General features: G+C 54.7%; 15 protein-coding genes and 1 pseudogene. 10 read left to right on the plus strand and 6 right to left on the minus strand.

Annotated elements, in window-relative coordinates; all coding sequences use genetic code 11:
* A pseudogene (locus ACPUC8_RS12220) lies at positions 1 to 213 on the plus strand (integrase core domain-containing protein); the annotation flags it as partial.
* A 232-nt stretch (positions 214 to 445) separates the two neighbouring features.
* On the opposite strand, the gene pgl reads toward ACPUC8_RS12220, so the two are convergent.
* Positions 446 to 1,441: a 6-phosphogluconolactonase gene (gene pgl / locus ACPUC8_RS12225; RefSeq protein ID WP_494926411.1), complete on the minus strand. Its 996-nt coding sequence runs from the start codon at positions 1,439 to 1,441 to the stop codon at positions 446 to 448.
* A gap of 149 nt (positions 1,442 to 1,590) precedes the next feature.
* Here pgl and ACPUC8_RS12230 point away from each other — a divergent pair, with 149 nt between their 5' ends.
* Positions 1,591 to 2,409: a pyridoxal phosphatase gene (locus tag ACPUC8_RS12230; RefSeq protein ID WP_494926412.1), complete on the plus strand. Its 819-nt coding sequence runs from the start codon at positions 1,591 to 1,593 to the stop codon at positions 2,407 to 2,409.
* A 49-nt stretch (positions 2,410 to 2,458) separates the two neighbouring features.
* Here the strand turns inward: ACPUC8_RS12230 and modC are convergent, their stop codons facing one another.
* The 4 genes from modC to ACPUC8_RS12250 form a co-directional block, all read right to left on the minus strand.
* The gene (modC, locus tag ACPUC8_RS12235) at positions 2,459 to 3,517 is read right to left on the minus strand and encodes a molybdenum ABC transporter ATP-binding protein ModC (RefSeq protein ID WP_494926413.1); all 1,059 of its coding nucleotides are present in this window, start codon (positions 3,515 to 3,517) and stop codon (positions 2,459 to 2,461) included.
* Positions 3,517 to 4,209 (minus strand): molybdate ABC transporter permease subunit, encoded by a 693-nt coding sequence (modB, locus tag ACPUC8_RS12240; RefSeq protein WP_039336628.1) that lies wholly within the window; start codon positions 4,207 to 4,209, stop codon positions 3,517 to 3,519. Before modB ends, modC begins: the two co-directional genes overlap by 1 nt.
* Complete coding sequence (gene modA / locus ACPUC8_RS12245; protein ID WP_058969851.1) at positions 4,206 to 4,979, minus strand: molybdate ABC transporter substrate-binding protein; 774 nt, start codon at positions 4,977 to 4,979, stop codon at positions 4,206 to 4,208. Before modA ends, modB begins: the two co-directional genes overlap by 4 nt.
* A 128-nt stretch (positions 4,980 to 5,107) precedes the next feature.
* Positions 5,108 to 5,266, minus strand: coding sequence for an AcrZ family multidrug efflux pump-associated protein (locus tag ACPUC8_RS12250; RefSeq protein ID WP_039336632.1), 159 nt, complete (start codon positions 5,264 to 5,266; stop codon positions 5,108 to 5,110).
* Positions 5,267 to 5,383: 117 nt separating this feature from the next.
* Between ACPUC8_RS12250 and modE the strand changes: the two genes are divergently transcribed.
* From modE to gpmA, 6 genes are all read left to right on the plus strand, one after another.
* A complete protein-coding gene (modE, locus tag ACPUC8_RS12255) occupies positions 5,384 to 6,166 on the plus strand; it encodes a molybdenum-dependent transcriptional regulator (RefSeq protein WP_494926414.1) in 783 nt (260 codons plus the stop codon).
* A gap of 76 nt (positions 6,167 to 6,242) precedes the next feature.
* Positions 6,243 to 7,715 carry a molybdate ABC transporter ATP-binding protein ModF gene (gene modF, locus ACPUC8_RS12260; protein ID WP_494926415.1) on the plus strand — a complete coding sequence of 491 codons (1,473 nt, stop codon included), beginning with the start codon at positions 6,243 to 6,245 and terminating at the stop codon, positions 7,713 to 7,715.
* A gap of 269 nt (positions 7,716 to 7,984) precedes the next feature.
* The gene (gene galT, locus ACPUC8_RS12265; RefSeq protein WP_058969853.1) at positions 7,985 to 9,028 is read left to right on the plus strand and encodes a galactose-1-phosphate uridylyltransferase; all 1,044 of its coding nucleotides are present in this window, start codon (positions 7,985 to 7,987) and stop codon (positions 9,026 to 9,028) included.
* Positions 9,029 to 10,177, plus strand: coding sequence for a galactokinase (gene galK, locus ACPUC8_RS12270; RefSeq protein ID WP_039336640.1), 1,149 nt, complete (start codon positions 9,029 to 9,031; stop codon positions 10,175 to 10,177). It abuts the gene before it with no gap.
* Positions 10,171 to 11,205 carry a galactose-1-epimerase gene (gene galM / locus ACPUC8_RS12275; RefSeq protein WP_494926416.1) on the plus strand — a complete coding sequence of 345 codons (1,035 nt, stop codon included), beginning with the start codon at positions 10,171 to 10,173 and terminating at the stop codon, positions 11,203 to 11,205. Before galK ends, galM begins: the two co-directional genes overlap by 7 nt.
* A 151-nt stretch (positions 11,206 to 11,356) precedes the next feature.
* Positions 11,357 to 12,109, plus strand: coding sequence for a 2,3-diphosphoglycerate-dependent phosphoglycerate mutase (gene gpmA, locus ACPUC8_RS12280; RefSeq protein ID WP_039336643.1), 753 nt, complete (start codon positions 11,357 to 11,359; stop codon positions 12,107 to 12,109).
* A 61-nt stretch (positions 12,110 to 12,170) separates the two neighbouring features.
* Here the strand turns inward: gpmA and aroG are convergent, their stop codons facing one another.
* Complete coding sequence (aroG, locus tag ACPUC8_RS12285) at positions 12,171 to 13,223, minus strand: 3-deoxy-7-phosphoheptulonate synthase AroG (protein ID WP_039336645.1); 1,053 nt, start codon at positions 13,221 to 13,223, stop codon at positions 12,171 to 12,173.
* Positions 13,224 to 13,518: 295 nt separating this feature from the next.
* On the opposite strand from aroG, the gene ACPUC8_RS12290 reads away from it, so the two are divergent.
* Entirely contained in the window at positions 13,519 to 13,878 is a 360-nt protein-coding gene (locus tag ACPUC8_RS12290; protein WP_494926417.1) for a YbgS-like family protein, read from the plus strand.
* Positions 13,879 to 13,980: 102 nt separating this feature from the next.
* Positions 13,981 to 14,565 carry a response regulator gene (locus ACPUC8_RS12295; RefSeq protein ID WP_494926418.1) on the plus strand — a complete coding sequence of 195 codons (585 nt, stop codon included), beginning with the start codon at positions 13,981 to 13,983 and terminating at the stop codon, positions 14,563 to 14,565.
* Position 14,566: the final 1 nt, after the last annotated feature.

Genomic DNA, 14,566 nt, shown 5'->3' on the forward strand with positions numbered 1-14,566 from the left:
CCTGAGGTGAACTATCCGGAGGGGGCAAAGCTATATAAAGTCGGAGAAAAAGGTGACCTGAGCCTGAACGGGCGCACGTTCCTGAGTTCGGCATTACGGGGGGAGTATGTGAGGTTCCTGGAAGTGGATGACGGAGTTGACGTCATCCTCTTCGACAGGGTGATACTGGCGTATTATGACCGGGCAGAAAAAAGTATTATTCGAATCGACTGAGCACAAAAGTGTTACCTATGTGCCCGGTCTGATCTGTTACCCATGTGCCCGGTTGTACCTNAGGGTGATACTGGCGTATTATGACCGGGCAGAAAAAAGTATTATTCGAATCGACTGAGCACAAAAGTGTTACCTATGTGCCCGGTCTGATCTGTTACCCATGTGCCCGGTTGTACCTTGATGCGCACCTTGATAGCGGGTCGCCATAAATGGCGACCCTACGTTAAATACCTCAATCCAACGCGTGAATCACCACCCACATCGGGCCCTGGCCTACGGCGTAACGCGCCAGCGGTTGCAGCAGACCGCGCTCTGCAATCTTATACACTTCGATATGATGTGATTTCTGCCCCGCCGCCACCAGATACTGACCACTGTTATCGATATTGAAACCGCGTGGCTGTGTTTCTGTTGGCTGGTAGCCTTCGATCGCCAACACCGAACCATCTTCACTTATGCTAAACGCAGTAATGGTGCTGCTGGTGCGGTCGCAGGCGTACAGGAAACGGCCATCTGGCGTGATGTGGATATCTGCCGCCCAGCGCGTATCGCTGAAATCTTTCGGCATCATGTCGAGGCTTTGCACGCGCTCTACCTGGCCGTGCACGTTGCTCAGAGCCCAGACATCCACGGTGCTGTCGAGTTCATTCACCACATAGCCGTAAGCGCCATTAGGATGGAATGCCATGTGACGTGGACCTGCACCTTCAACCGTGGTGACTTGTGTTTGCTCGCGCGGTGCCAGGGTGCCGTCCGCGTTCAGTTGGAACAGGCAGATGCGATCCTGCTTCAGTGCCGGCACAAACAGCGTTTGGTTGCTGAGATCGATATTCGCCGAGTGGCAACCATCCAAACCGCTAATCACCTGGCTCGGTGCCTGCGGCACACCATCGCTGCCAATCGGGCTGATGCTGACACAGGCATCGTTGTAAGAACCGCAGAACAGGTAGTTGCCCTGACGATCGGTGGAGATATGCGTCGGGCTGCCCGGCAACGGCGCTTCACCGGCCAGGCTCAGCGAACCGTCGGCCGCAATGCGATACGCCAGCACGCGAAAATTCGGACGAACCCCGACATAGAGAAAATCTTTCTTCGGGCTCACCACCATCGGCTGCACCTGACCGGCCACATCCGTGACCTGCAATAACGTCAGTGCGCCATCTTCCTGTAACTGCCAGGCATGGATCTGCTGGCTCTCGGGACTGGCGGTATACACGACTTGTTTCATGCGTTTTTCCTTATTCGCTGCCTGATGAAAGGGATAACTGTAGCGCGTTTCATTTTGCCGCGCTGGATTCATTTGTGCCCTGTTTTTTGTCTCAGGGCCGCTGCCGGGTGTAGACTAAACGCTTTGCTAACTCCCGGACGGAAAGAGTAATGAGCTACCGCGTAATCGCCCTTGACCTTGATGGCACCCTGCTGACCCCGAACAAAACCATTCTGCCAGAATCGATTGAAGCGCTGGCCCGCGCACAACAGGCGGGTGTCAAAGTGCTGATCGTCACCGGTCGCCACCACTGCGCTATCCACCCTTTTTATCAGGCACTGCAGCTGGATACACCCGCAATCTGCTGTAATGGCACCTACTTGTATGATTATCAAGCGAAGAAGGTGCTGGCTTCCGATCCTCTGGAGAAAAGCCAGGCGACACGCGTTATCGAGATGCTCGATGAGGAGAACATTCACGGCCTGCTGTATGTGGATGACGCCATGCTGTATCAGGAGCCGACCGGCCACGTCATGCGTACCTTAAACTGGGCACAATCGCTGCCGGAAGCGCAACGTCCGCTGTTCCTGCAAGTGCCAAGCCTGGCGCAAGCGGCTCAGGATGCACACGCCATCTGGAAGTTTGCCCTTTCCCACCCTGATACCCGAGCATTACAGCAATTTGCAGAGCGTACCGAAGCTGAGCTGAGTCTGGCCTGCGAATGGTCATGGCACGATCAGGTGGATATTGCTCAGGCAGGCAACAGTAAAGGCAAGCGTCTGGCGCAGTGGGTTGAGAGCCAGGGCTTGAGCATGCAAGACGTGCTGGCGTTTGGCGACAACTACAACGATCTCAGCATGCTGGAACAGGTTGGTTTGGGCGTGGCGATGGGCAATGCCGACGATGCGATCAAAGCGCGCGCCAAAAAGGTGATTGGCACCAACCTGGAAGCGGGTATTGCCGAAGTGATTTACCAGGAAGTTCTGTAACCGTCTGAAATCAAAGGTGCGCATAAATGCGCACCCTACAAATATGTCGCTATGTTGTAATCGACACACTCTTAATCTGCGCATACAGCCATTGATCCGGCCGAATACCCAGCTCGTCCCTTGCCCATGGCGAAATTCGCGCCCACAGCTCACTGATGCCAATGCGCAATTTCACTTCGACCTGATCATCAATTTCTAACAACTCGACCACTTGGGCGGGCAAGATGTTGCGCACCGAGGTGTTTTGCGGTGGCTGCAGCGCCAGGGACACGTCTGCCGAGGCGATACGAATACGCAGTGCCGTTTTCACTGGATGATTCACCCGGCTGACCCAAATGTGTTGGTCGCCCAGTGATAAGGCGGTCATCGGGTAATCGGGATGCTGCTCCAGCACCTGCACGCGCAGTACGCTGGTGCGATCGGCAATCGGGAGCCACGGGCGCATTGCCGCGCTGCTCCACACCTTCTCCAGTGCGCCAAAGGCTTTCACTTTGCCACTATCCAACACCAGTACGTTGTCGGCCAGTTGCAGGATCTCATCCAGGCTGTGCGAAACGTACAGGATCGGAATATCCACCTGCTTCGCCAGCTTTTGCAGGTACGGCATCAGTTCACGCTTACGGATCAAGTCTAGTGAGGCCAGCGGTTCGTCCATCAGCAAGATGTCCGGCGCGGTGAGCAATGCGCGGCCAATCGCTACACGCTGTTTTTCACCGCCTGACAGGGATGCCGGAAAGCGATTGAGCAGCGGTTCCAGCCCGAGTAACGTCACCAGGCTGTTAAACTGCGCCTTCATGTTCGCCGCCATGCCATATTGCAAGTTGCCCTTCACTCGATAGTGCGGGAACAAACGCGCATCCTGGAAGACATAGCCGATGCGGCGTTTTTCGGGCGGCAGATTTACACGCGTCGCCGCATCAAACAGCAGGCGATCGTTAAGCTGAATCTGCCCGTTCTGCGGTTGCGTCAAGCCACCAATCGCATTGATCAGTGAGGTTTTACCTGCCCCTGACACGCCAAAAATGGCGGTGATGCCACTGCCGGGGATCTGCACATTGACGTCAAGCAGGTGATCGCCCAGCTGTTGGGAAATATTCAGATTCAGCATCAGGCCGCTCCTAACCGCTTACGGCCCCAGCGCGCCAGCAGCTCTGAAGCCACCAGCGACAACAAGGCCAGCGCAATCGCCACTGCGCACAGGCGAGCAGCAGTGCCTTCCGCGCCGGGCGTTTCAATCAGCGTAAACATCGCGGACGGAATAGTGCGCGTCTCACCAGGAATGTTGGAGACGAAAGTAATGGTTGCGCCGAACTCACCCAGTGAACGGGCAAAGGCCAACACCGTACCGACAATGATGCCCGGCAAGGTGAGCGGAAGGGTAATGGTGAAAAATACACGCCAGCGTCCCGCACCCAGCGTGCGTGCGGCTTGCTCCAGTTTGGTATCGACCGCTTCCAGCGCCAGACGTATCGCGCGTACCATCAACGGAAAAGCCATCACCGCAGAAGCCAGCACCGCACCGCGCCAGCTAAAGGCAAAGGTGAAGCCAAACCAGTCATACAGCCATTCGCCAATGAATCCACGGCGGCCAAGGGCTATCAACAGCAGATAACCCACCACCACGGGCGGTAACACCAGCGGTAAATGGATCACGCTATCCAACAGGGTTTTGCCCGGAAACCGGCAGCGCGCCAGAATCCAGGCCATCATGATGCCAAACGGCAGGCTGACCAGTACTGCAACACAAGAGACTTTTAGGCTGAGAAACACCGCCTGCCATTCGGGATCGCTAAGTATCATTTCTTCGGCGTAAATCCATACTGTTTAAACACGGCAGCGGCATCCGGCCCCTGCAAGTACTTGTAGAAGGCTTCAACCGTTGCGTTCTGATGTTCTTTCACTATCGCCATTGGGTATTCCACTGGCTTGTGGCTGTCTTCAGGGAAGCGCCCGACCACCTGCACTTTGTCACTGGCCACGGCATCGGAACCGTACACAATGCCATAAGGCGATTCGTTACGTTCCACCAGGGCCAGCGCGGCACGGACGTTGTTGGCCGGAGCCAGCTGCGGCGATAACGTTTCCCACGCGCCCAGTTTTTGCAGCGCTTCTTTCGCGTAAATCCCTGCTGGCACATGATCCGGATCGCCCACCGCCAGACGTTCACCTTTTAACAGGCTTTTCCAGTCAGTTTGCGCATTGATGGTCACGGCTTTCGCGCTGTCACTCTTCGGCGCCACCAGCACTAAATCGTTGCCCAGCAAGGTGTAGCGCGTGCTATCGACTACACTCTTTTTCGCCACCACATCATCCATCCACTGCTGGTCAGCAGAGATGAACAGATCGGCGGGGGCGCCCTGATCAATCTGACGCGCTAAGGTAGATGAAGAAGCAAAAGAAGACACCACCTCGACACCGGTTTTCTTCTGATACTGCGTGGCGATTTCCTGCAACGCATTGGTCAGTGATGCCGCGGCAAACACAGTGATCTTCTCTGCCGCCACGGCGTGGCTCGCCATGGAAACACTTAAAACAGTTGCAGCAGTCCAGCGGTAATTAATTTTCAGCATTGTTTACTCCTTGTTACGTTATATATTTGATAATACAACGCGAGGACAAATGCTGTCATGAGATATATATCGGCGGTTTTTGACAGAAGTTAAGGACAAAACGCCCGCGAAAAGCGGGCGTTTAGAAATCAATGATGTGAGCTGTTGGCAGGACGATCGTCGCGGCGGCCAAATTTTGAGATGACGTTGAAAACTTCACCCAAGCCGTAAATCAGACCGAGCATAATGGCCATCACAATTGGCACCATGATGACAGCCACAGCCAGGCTTTTAAGCAGTTCCAGCATGGAAACCTCACGCAGAAAATAAAAAAGTGATTGTAACGGTTAGGGAAAAAAATGCACTGCCCTTTTCGTGCTTTTACTTTTGGCCTTAAACTTGTCGGACTAACCCAAGGAGCTGACATGCAGGCAGAACTTTCTCTCAATATTCGTCTTCAGCAAAAGCTGTTTGCCGATCCGCGCCGCATCGAACTGCTGAAACGCGTGCAGGAAACGGGCTCCATCAGCCAGGGGGCAAAACTGGCTGGCATCAGCTACAAAAGCGCCTGGGACGCCATCAACGATATGAACCGGATGGCTGATCAAACTTTAGTCGACCGGGCCACGGGAGGCAAAGGCGGCGGTGGCGCGCAGTTAACCCGTTACGGCGAACGCCTGATTCAGCTGTTTCAGTTGATGGAGCAAATCCAGCAGAAAGCCTTTGATGCACTGCAAAATGACAGCTTACCGCTCGATAGTCTGTTGGCGGCCATTGCCCGTTTCTCGCTGCAGACCAGTGCCCGTAACCAACTTTTTGGCACCGTGTTGGCGCGCGACCATCAGCAGGTCCAGCAGCATATCGACGTCCAGTTGGCCGACGGCGTGACCCGACTGCAGGTCGCCATTACCGAACGCAGCGCTGAACGTTTGCAACTCGATAGCGGTAAAGAGGTATTAGTGCTGATTAAAGCACCGTGGATTCAGGTGAGCCGCGATGCCGTGAAGAGTGATAATCAGCTGCAGGTGACCATCAGCGCTATCGAACCCGGCGATCAGGTGAGCGAGGTATTAATGGCTCTGCCAAGCGGTGAGACCTTGTGTGCCACCCTTAATAATGCACAAGTGCAGCAGCAGAATCTCCAGCCGGGCGAGCCGGTGACCGCCAGTTTTAACGCTGAACATGCCATCATCGCCACACTGCTCTGAAATCCAGGCCATGATTTGACTTCGTCCGCCTTGCTCGCTACAACTGAGTAACACGATGCATAAAACGGAATGAATCATGGCTTCATTGCAAATTTCGCAAGGCATATTTCACCTTAGCGACACGCGAGCACTGTCACTTAACGATCTCACCCTGAACAGCGGCGAAAGCTGGGCCTTTGTTGGCGCCAACGGCAGCGGAAAATCGTCACTGGCACGGGCGCTCTCTGGCGAACTGACGCCGGGTAAAGGGCAAGTTACCCAGGATTTCCAGCGCCGTACCCGACTGTCACTGGAACAACTGCAAAAGCTGGTCAGCGATGAATGGGAACGTAACAACACCGATCTGCTGAGTGAAGGTGAAGACGATACCGGTCGCACCGCGGCGCAAATTATTCAGGATGAAGTGAAGGACGAGGCGCGTTGTCAGGCACTGGCGCAGCAGTTTGGCATCACTTATCTGCTCGAACGCCGTTTCAAATATCTCTCTACCGGGGAGACGCGCAAAACATTGCTGTGTCAGGCGCTGATGGCGCAGCCGGATTTATTAATTCTTGATGAACCCTTTGATGGACTGGATGTGGCCTCACGCGCCAGCCTCGCAGAAACGCTGAGCGACTTGCACCAGCATGGCTATTCTGTGGTGCTGGTGCTCAACCGCTTTGATGATATTCCCGACTTCGTCCAGCAGGTTGGCGTGCTGGCAGAGTGCACCCTGACCCACGTTGGCGAACGCAAGGCGATTCTGGCTGAAGCCCTGGTGGCACAGTTGGCGCACAGTGAGAAGCTGGCAGGGATGGCGCTGCCAGAACCCGATGAGCCAGATCAGTTGCCGCATCTGGCCGACGATGCGCCGCGCGTGATCCTGCGTAATGGCGTGGTCTCCTATAACGACGTAGCGGTGATTGATGGACTGAGCTGGCAGGTGAATCCAGGCGAGCACTGGCAGATTGTTGGCCCAAACGGTGCCGGTAAATCCACCCTGCTCAGCCTGGTGACCGGCGATCATCCTCAAGGCTACAGCAATGATTTAACGCTGTTCGGCATTCGTCGCGGCAGTGGTGAAACCATCTGGGATATTAAGCAGCACATCGGTTACGTCAGCAGCAGTCTGCATCTCGACTATCGTGTGAGCTGCAATGTGCGCACAGTGGTGCTTTCCGGGTTCTTTGATTCGATCGGTTTGTACCAGGCGGTTTCCGATCGCCAGAAAGCCCTCGCGCGGCAATGGTTGGCGCTGCTGGGCATGGACAATCATCTAGCCGATGCGCCGTTCCACAGTCTCTCCTGGGGCCAGCAGCGTTTGGTGTTGATTGCGCGTGCGCTGGTGAAACATCCAACGTTACTGATTCTGGATGAACCGCTGCAGGGCCTTGATCCGATTAACCGCCAGCTGGTGCGTCGTTTTGTAGACGTGCTGATTGGCGAAGGCCGTACCCAGTTTCTGTTTGTCTCGCATCACGCGGAAGATGCGCCGCAGTGCATTACCCATCGTCTGAGCTTTGTGAAGCAGGATAAAGGGTACGGCTATCAGCAGGATGATTTGCGATAACCTGGTCGCCATAAATGGCAACCCTACGTCAATCGTGCGCGGTTTTCGTAGGGTGCGCATTAATGCGCACCTTTGATGTCACCTTATGTAACCGCTACCATTTACCCGCCTGGTATTTCAGCAAACACGCGCTATAACCCCACAAAATGAGAATCGTCACCTTGTGTAAACGATACCATTTATCCAGACTGGATCACGCTTTCATGCGGGCCTTTGTGCTACTTTGATCGCAGTGATTTTGATCCGTTTGCCGTTTACCAGGACTCGTTATGGAAAAATTTAACCCGGTTGATCATCCGCATCGCCGTTATAACCCATTGATCGATCAATGGGTGCTGGTCTCACCGCATCGTGCCAAGCGCCCATGGCAAGGCGCGCAGGAAACCCCTGCACTGGAGCAACTGCCCGCGCACGATCCCGACTGTTTCCTGTGCGCAGGCAACACGCGTATCACCGGTGACAAAAATCCCGACTACAAAACCACCTATGTCTTCACCAATGACTTTGCCGCGCTAATGACCGATACGCCTGACGCGCCGGAAAGCGAAGACATTCTGATGCGTTGTGAAAGCGCGCGTGGCACCAGCCGTGTGATCTGCTTTTCACCCGATCACAGCAAAACGCTGCCCGAACTGCCGTTGAGTGGCCTGGAAGATATCGTGCGCACCTGGCAGGAACAGACCGCCGATCTCGGTCAACACTACCCTTGGGTGCAAGTGTTTGAGAACAAAGGCGCGGCGATGGGCTGCTCAAATCCCCATCCGCACGGTCAGATTTGGGCCAACAGTTTCCTGCCCAACGAAGCGCAAAAAGAAGATGATAATCAGCGCCGCTACTTTGATGAAAAAGGTTCTCCGCTATTAGTGGATTACGTCGCGCGCGAGCTGAAAGACGGCAGCCGCACGGTGGTGGAGACCGAACACTGGCTGGCCGTGGTGCCTTGGTGGGCGGCCTGGCCGTTTGAAACCCTGCTGTTGCCAAAAGCACACGTGAAACGCATCACCGATTTAACGCCGGCCCAGCGCAGCGATCTGGCGCTGGCGCTGAAGCAGCTCACCAGCCGTTACGACAACCTGTTCCAGTGCTCTTTCCCCTACTCCATGGGCTGGCACGGCGCACCGTTTAACGGTGAAGCCAACGACCACTGGCAGTTGCACGCTCACTTCTATCCGCCGCTGTTACGTTCAGCCACGGTACGCAAATTTATGGTTGGCTACGAAATGCTGGCCGAAACCCAACGTGATTTAACGGCGGAACAGGCAGCAGAACGTCTGCGTTCTGTCAGCGATATCCATTTCCGCGAGGCGCAATAAATGTCATTAAAATCCATCACTCAACAGGTTTTCGCTGACACTTTTGGCTATCAGCCGACGCACAGTATCCAGGCGCCAGGTCGTGTGAACCTGATTGGTGAACACACCGACTACAACGATGGCTTTGTGTTGCCGTGTGCCATCGACTATCAAACCGTGATTGCCTGCGCCAAACGCGACGATCGTCAGGTGCGCGTCGTCGCGGTTGATTACGATAATCAGCAAGACAGTTTCTCGCTGGACGCGCCGATTGAGCCGCTGAAAGAACCGATGTGGGCCAATTATGTGCGTGGTGTGGTGAAACATTTGCAGAAGCGAGATGCCAGCTTCGGCGGTGCCGATCTGGTGATCAGTGGTAACGTCCCTCAGGGTGCAGGTCTCAGTTCATCGGCATCGCTGGAAGTGGCAGTGGGCACAGTGTTCCAGCAGCTGTATCAGCTGAAACTCGACGGCGCGGCGATTGCGGTCAACGGCCAGGAAGCGGAGAACCAGTTCGTGGGCTGCAACTGCGGCATTATGGATCAGCTGATCTCCGCGCTCGGCCAGCCCGATCACGCCATGTTGCTGGATTGCCGTACCCTCGGTACGCGCGCGGTCTCCATGCCTGAAGATGTCGCTGTGGTGATTATCAATTCTAACTTCCGTCGTAGCCTGGTGGGCAGTGAATACAACACCCGCCGTGAGCAGTGTGAAACCGGTGCGCGCTTCTTCAACAAACCCGCGCTGCGTGACGTGACGCTGGCCGAGTTCCAGGCCTCTGAATCACAACTCGATGCTTTAGTGGCGAAACGTGTACGCCACGTCATTACCGAGAATGCCCGTACGCTGGAAGCGGCCGATGCCCTGAGCAGCGGCGATCTGAAACGGATGGGCGAGCTGATGGCGGAATCCCATGCTTCGATGCGTGATGATTTCGAAATCACCGTACCGCCGATCGATCAGTTGGTTGAGATTGTAAAAGCCGAAGTTGGCCCGCGTGGTGGCGTGCGTATGACCGGTGGTGGTTTTGGCGGCTGCATCGTGGCGCTGATGCCAACCGATCTGGTTGATCAGGTGAAAGCCGCAGTGGCCGAGAAATACGAAGCGCAGACCGGCATTAAAGAGACCTTCTACGTCTGCAAAGCGTCAGCAGGAGCGGGCCAATGGTAACTGACGTTAATTCCCATGCGCCAGACGGGCAACCGTGGCGCATCACCGTGTTGCGTAACCGCAATGGCATGGTTGCCACCTTTATGGATTGGGGCGCGACATGGTTGTCTGCACGCGTACCCATGCAGGATCACAGCGTGCGCGAAACACTGTTAGGCTGCGCGACACCATCGGACTATCTGCATCAGGATGCCTATCTCGGCGCGACTATCGGCCGCTACGCGAACCGTATCGCGTCGGCTGAACTCAAGCCGCTCAATCTGCTGCTGGCCGCCAATCAGGGCCCGCATCAACTGCACGGTGGGCCAGAAGGCTTCGACAAACGCCGCTGGCAGATCGTTAGCCAGAGCGAAACCGAAGTGCATTATCGCCTCGACTCACCCGATGGCGATCAGGGCTTTCCCGGTAATCTGATTGCCGACGTGGTTTATCGTCTTGATGAGGATAACAGCCTGTCGATTCGCTATCAGGCGGAAACGGACAAGGCTTGCCCGGTCAATCTCACTAATCATGCTTACTTTAACCTTGATGCGCATCATGGCGATGCGCGCCAGCATCGCTTACAACTGCACGCGGATCGTTACTTACCGGTCGACAGTGAAGGCATTCCCAATGCGCCACTGAAAGCGGTGGCGGGCACCAGCTTCGATTTTAATCAACCGAAGCGCGTGATGCATGACTTCCTCGCCGATGACGATCAAAAAGCGGTAAAAGGTTATGACCATGCCTGGTTGCTCAATACCGCAGGCGACAGCAGCCAACCCGCCGCCCAGCTGTGGTCGGAAGATGGCAAGCTGTCATTGACTGTGTTTACCGCCGCACCGGCGCTGCAGTTCTACTCCGGCAACTATCTGGAAGGAACGCGCGCACGTGAACAGGGCAGCTATACTGCTTTCCAGGGCATCGCGTTGGAGAGTGAATTTTTACCGGATTCGCCCAACCATACCGAGTGGCCGCAGCCGGATTGCTGGCTGCAACCCGGCGACCGCTGGCAGTCTGAGACGTGTTATCGCTTCACGGCACACTGAGCCAGCGGATGAAAAACGCGCACTGCGTTACCGACAGACTTACGCAGTGCGATGTTTTCCGCTATGGTATGGCGCTATTAGTGAGCCACAGCGTCAGGTGGCCGCAGCCGGTTTCGATAACTATCTACATCAAGCATTAAGGAGTTAAGCTATGGCCGTAACTAAGCTGGTTCTGGTGCGACACGGCGAAAGCCAGTGGAACCAGGAAAACCGCTTCACCGGATGGTATGACGTCGATTTGTCTGACAAAGGTCGCACTGAAGCCAAAGCAGCCGGTCAGCTGCTGAAGAAAGAAGGTTTCGTGTTTGATTTCGCTTACACCTCCGTGCTGAAACGTGCCATCCACACCCTGTGGAACGTGCTGGATGAGCTGGATCAGGCTTGGCTGCCGGTTGAGAAAACCTGGCGTCTGAACGAGCGTCACTACGGTGCGCTGCAAGGTCTGGATAAAGCCGAAACCGCCGCTAAATACGGCGACGACCAGGTTAAGCAGTGGCGTCGTGGCTTTGCCATCACCCCACCAGAACTGGACCGTGCGGATGAGCGTTTCCCTGGCCACGATCCACGTTACGCATCACTGACTGATGCGCAGCTGCCAACTACCGAAAGCCTGGCACTGACCATTGAGCGCGTGATCCCTTACTGGAATGAAAACATTCTGCCGCGCATCAAAAGCGGTGAGAAAGTCATCATTGCAGCACACGGCAACTCACTGCGCGCACTGGTTAAATACCTCGATAACCTGAGCGAAGACGAGATTCTTGAACTGAACATCCCAACTGGCGTGCCATTGGTGTATGAGTTTGATGAGAACTTCAAACCGCTGAAGCGTTACTACCTGGGTGATGCAGACGAGATCGCAGCGAAAGCGGCGGCCGTTGCTAACCAGGGTAAAGCCAAGTAATTACCGGCTTAAAATAAAAAGGCCAGACGCGAGTCTGGCCTTTTTTTTGCGCGCGAGGCGTTTAACCGCGGCGCTGTTTGATCGCCTGCGCCAGTTGACGTAACGCTTTCTCGGTGTCTTCCCAGCCAATACAGGCATCAGTGACACTCTGGCCGTAGACCAACGGTTTACCGCTTTCGAGACTCTGGTTACCTTCCACCAGATGGCTCTCAATCATCACGCCGGTAATCGCCTGCTCACCGCCAGCAATCTGCTGCGCCACGTCTTCAGCGACCACCATCTGACGCTGGAACTGTTTGCTGCTGTTAGCGTGGCTGAAATCGATCATCACCTGCGGACGCAAGCCCGCTTTTTCCAGACCGGTTTTCACCGCTGCCACATGTTCTGCACTGTAGTTCGGCTCTTTGCCGCCACGCAGGATGATATGGCAATCTTCGTTACCGCTGGTTTCAACAATCGCCGAGTGGCCAAATTTGGTGACGGAGAGGAAGCAGTGCGGCGCACTGGCTGCACCAATCGCATCGATCGCCACTTTAATGGTGCCATCGGTGCCATTTTTGAACCCAACCGGGCAAGAGAGACCGGAAGAGAGTTCACGGTGCACCTGTGATTCGGTGGTGCGTGCACCAATAGCGCCCCAGCTCATCAAATCAGCCATGTACTGTGGGGTGATCATATCAAGGAACTCACCAGCGGCAGGCAAGCCCATATCATTGATGTCCACCAGCAGTTTACGCGCCAGGCGTAGACCGTCGTTGATTTGGAAGCTGCCATCCATGAAAGGATCGTTAATCAGCCCTTTCCAACCCACGGTAGTACGCGGTTTTTCAAAATAAACGCGCATCACTACTTCAAGCTCGCCCTTGAGTTCTTCACGCAGTGTCAGAAGGCGTTGAGCATACTCTTTGGCCGCTTCGGTATCGTGGATCGAACAAGGACCGATCACCACCAGCAGACGATCATCTTGACCGTGCAGAATGCGGTGAATCGACTGACGTGCCTGGGCAACGGTCTCAGCGGCTTTATCGGTAGCGGGGAATTTTTCGAGCAAAGCAACAGGAGGCAGTAACTCTTTGATCTCTCTGATGCGTAAATCGTCGTTCTGGTAATCCATGCTTAATTCCATTCAAATTTCTGGCCCCGCGTTCGCCGGGCGCAACCTGTTAAATGTATCCCTTCGGGCATCAGGTGTAAATTCCACACGCACGGAAATGCATTTGTTAAATTTGCATTTATCTGGTCGTCGACTAAGCTTTTTAAACGTAAGCACTAAGGAATGACGTTCTTACAAGATTAAATTTTTAAGCGAAGCGTTAATGGTGGAATTATATTCCGTCACGGTACGTTATTTTCGTCAACCAGCACCAGCGGGTGCCTGATGGCAACTCTCCATCGATTAAAGGAGCATAATGATGAACAAGTTTGCATTGATCTTTTTGACGGCAGCGATGACTTTGGGCAGTGGCGCAGCAATGGCCGCTGACAGCAACAACGGTAGCGCTAATGCCTCCGCTGAAGCCGGGGCCGCTGCAGGTGGGGCTAAAGAGAACCTGCCACCGAATAACGTTGATAACAGTAAAATCAACAATGGCAGCATGAATACTAACAGTGCCGCAACTTCAGGCACCAGCAGCGGCAATATGACCGCTGAACAGATTCATAAAAACACCATGTGTAAAGACGGCAAATGTCCGGATATGAATAAGAAAGTCGACACCAAAAAAGGTGGCGGCCATGTGAAACACAAAACGGATGGGACTACGCAGTAAGTCTTTACCGATCACACAAAGGGAGCGCTATGGCGCTCCCTTTATTTTTCCCTCTGCTCTTTTCCGCTATGCTGAAGCCCTCAAATAAACAGGAACTGTTTTATGGCTTCGCTACTGCTCATTGATGACCATCCGCTGGTTGAAGTCGCACTGGAAGCGGCCTGCGTTAATTCCCCTATTCCTTTAAAGGTGCACGCGGCGGCAGATGAAACCCAGGCCCGCCAATTTTTGCAGCAACATACCTACGATCTGATCGTGCTCGACATCGGCTTACCGAACAGTGATGGGCTGGAGCTACTGCGCCGCTTGCGCGCGCGTGATGAATGTTGCCCGGTATTAATCTATTCGGCGCAGCAGAGCCGCCATACGCTACTCAGTGCCGTATCATTGGGTGCGGCGGGTTATGTGGTAAAGAGCCAGAGCATGGCACAGTTGTTAAGTGCCATTCTCGCCGTGCTGGGCGGCCAGCAAGCCTTCCCGCCACTGCCCGACCGCATTGAATTACCGCTCACCGATAAAGAGCAGCAGATTGTCGCACTGTTAGTACGTGGCTTGTCGAATTTACAGATTGGTGAACAGCTGCATATCAGCAATAAAACTGTCAGTACTCACAAGAAAAACATTCTGGAGAAAACCGGCGTTCAGTCCGTGGTGGAATTAGCCGAACTGTGGAAAGCGCAGCAGTGAG

It is taken from the genome of Pantoea sp. CFCC18177 (assembly GCF_059412425.1).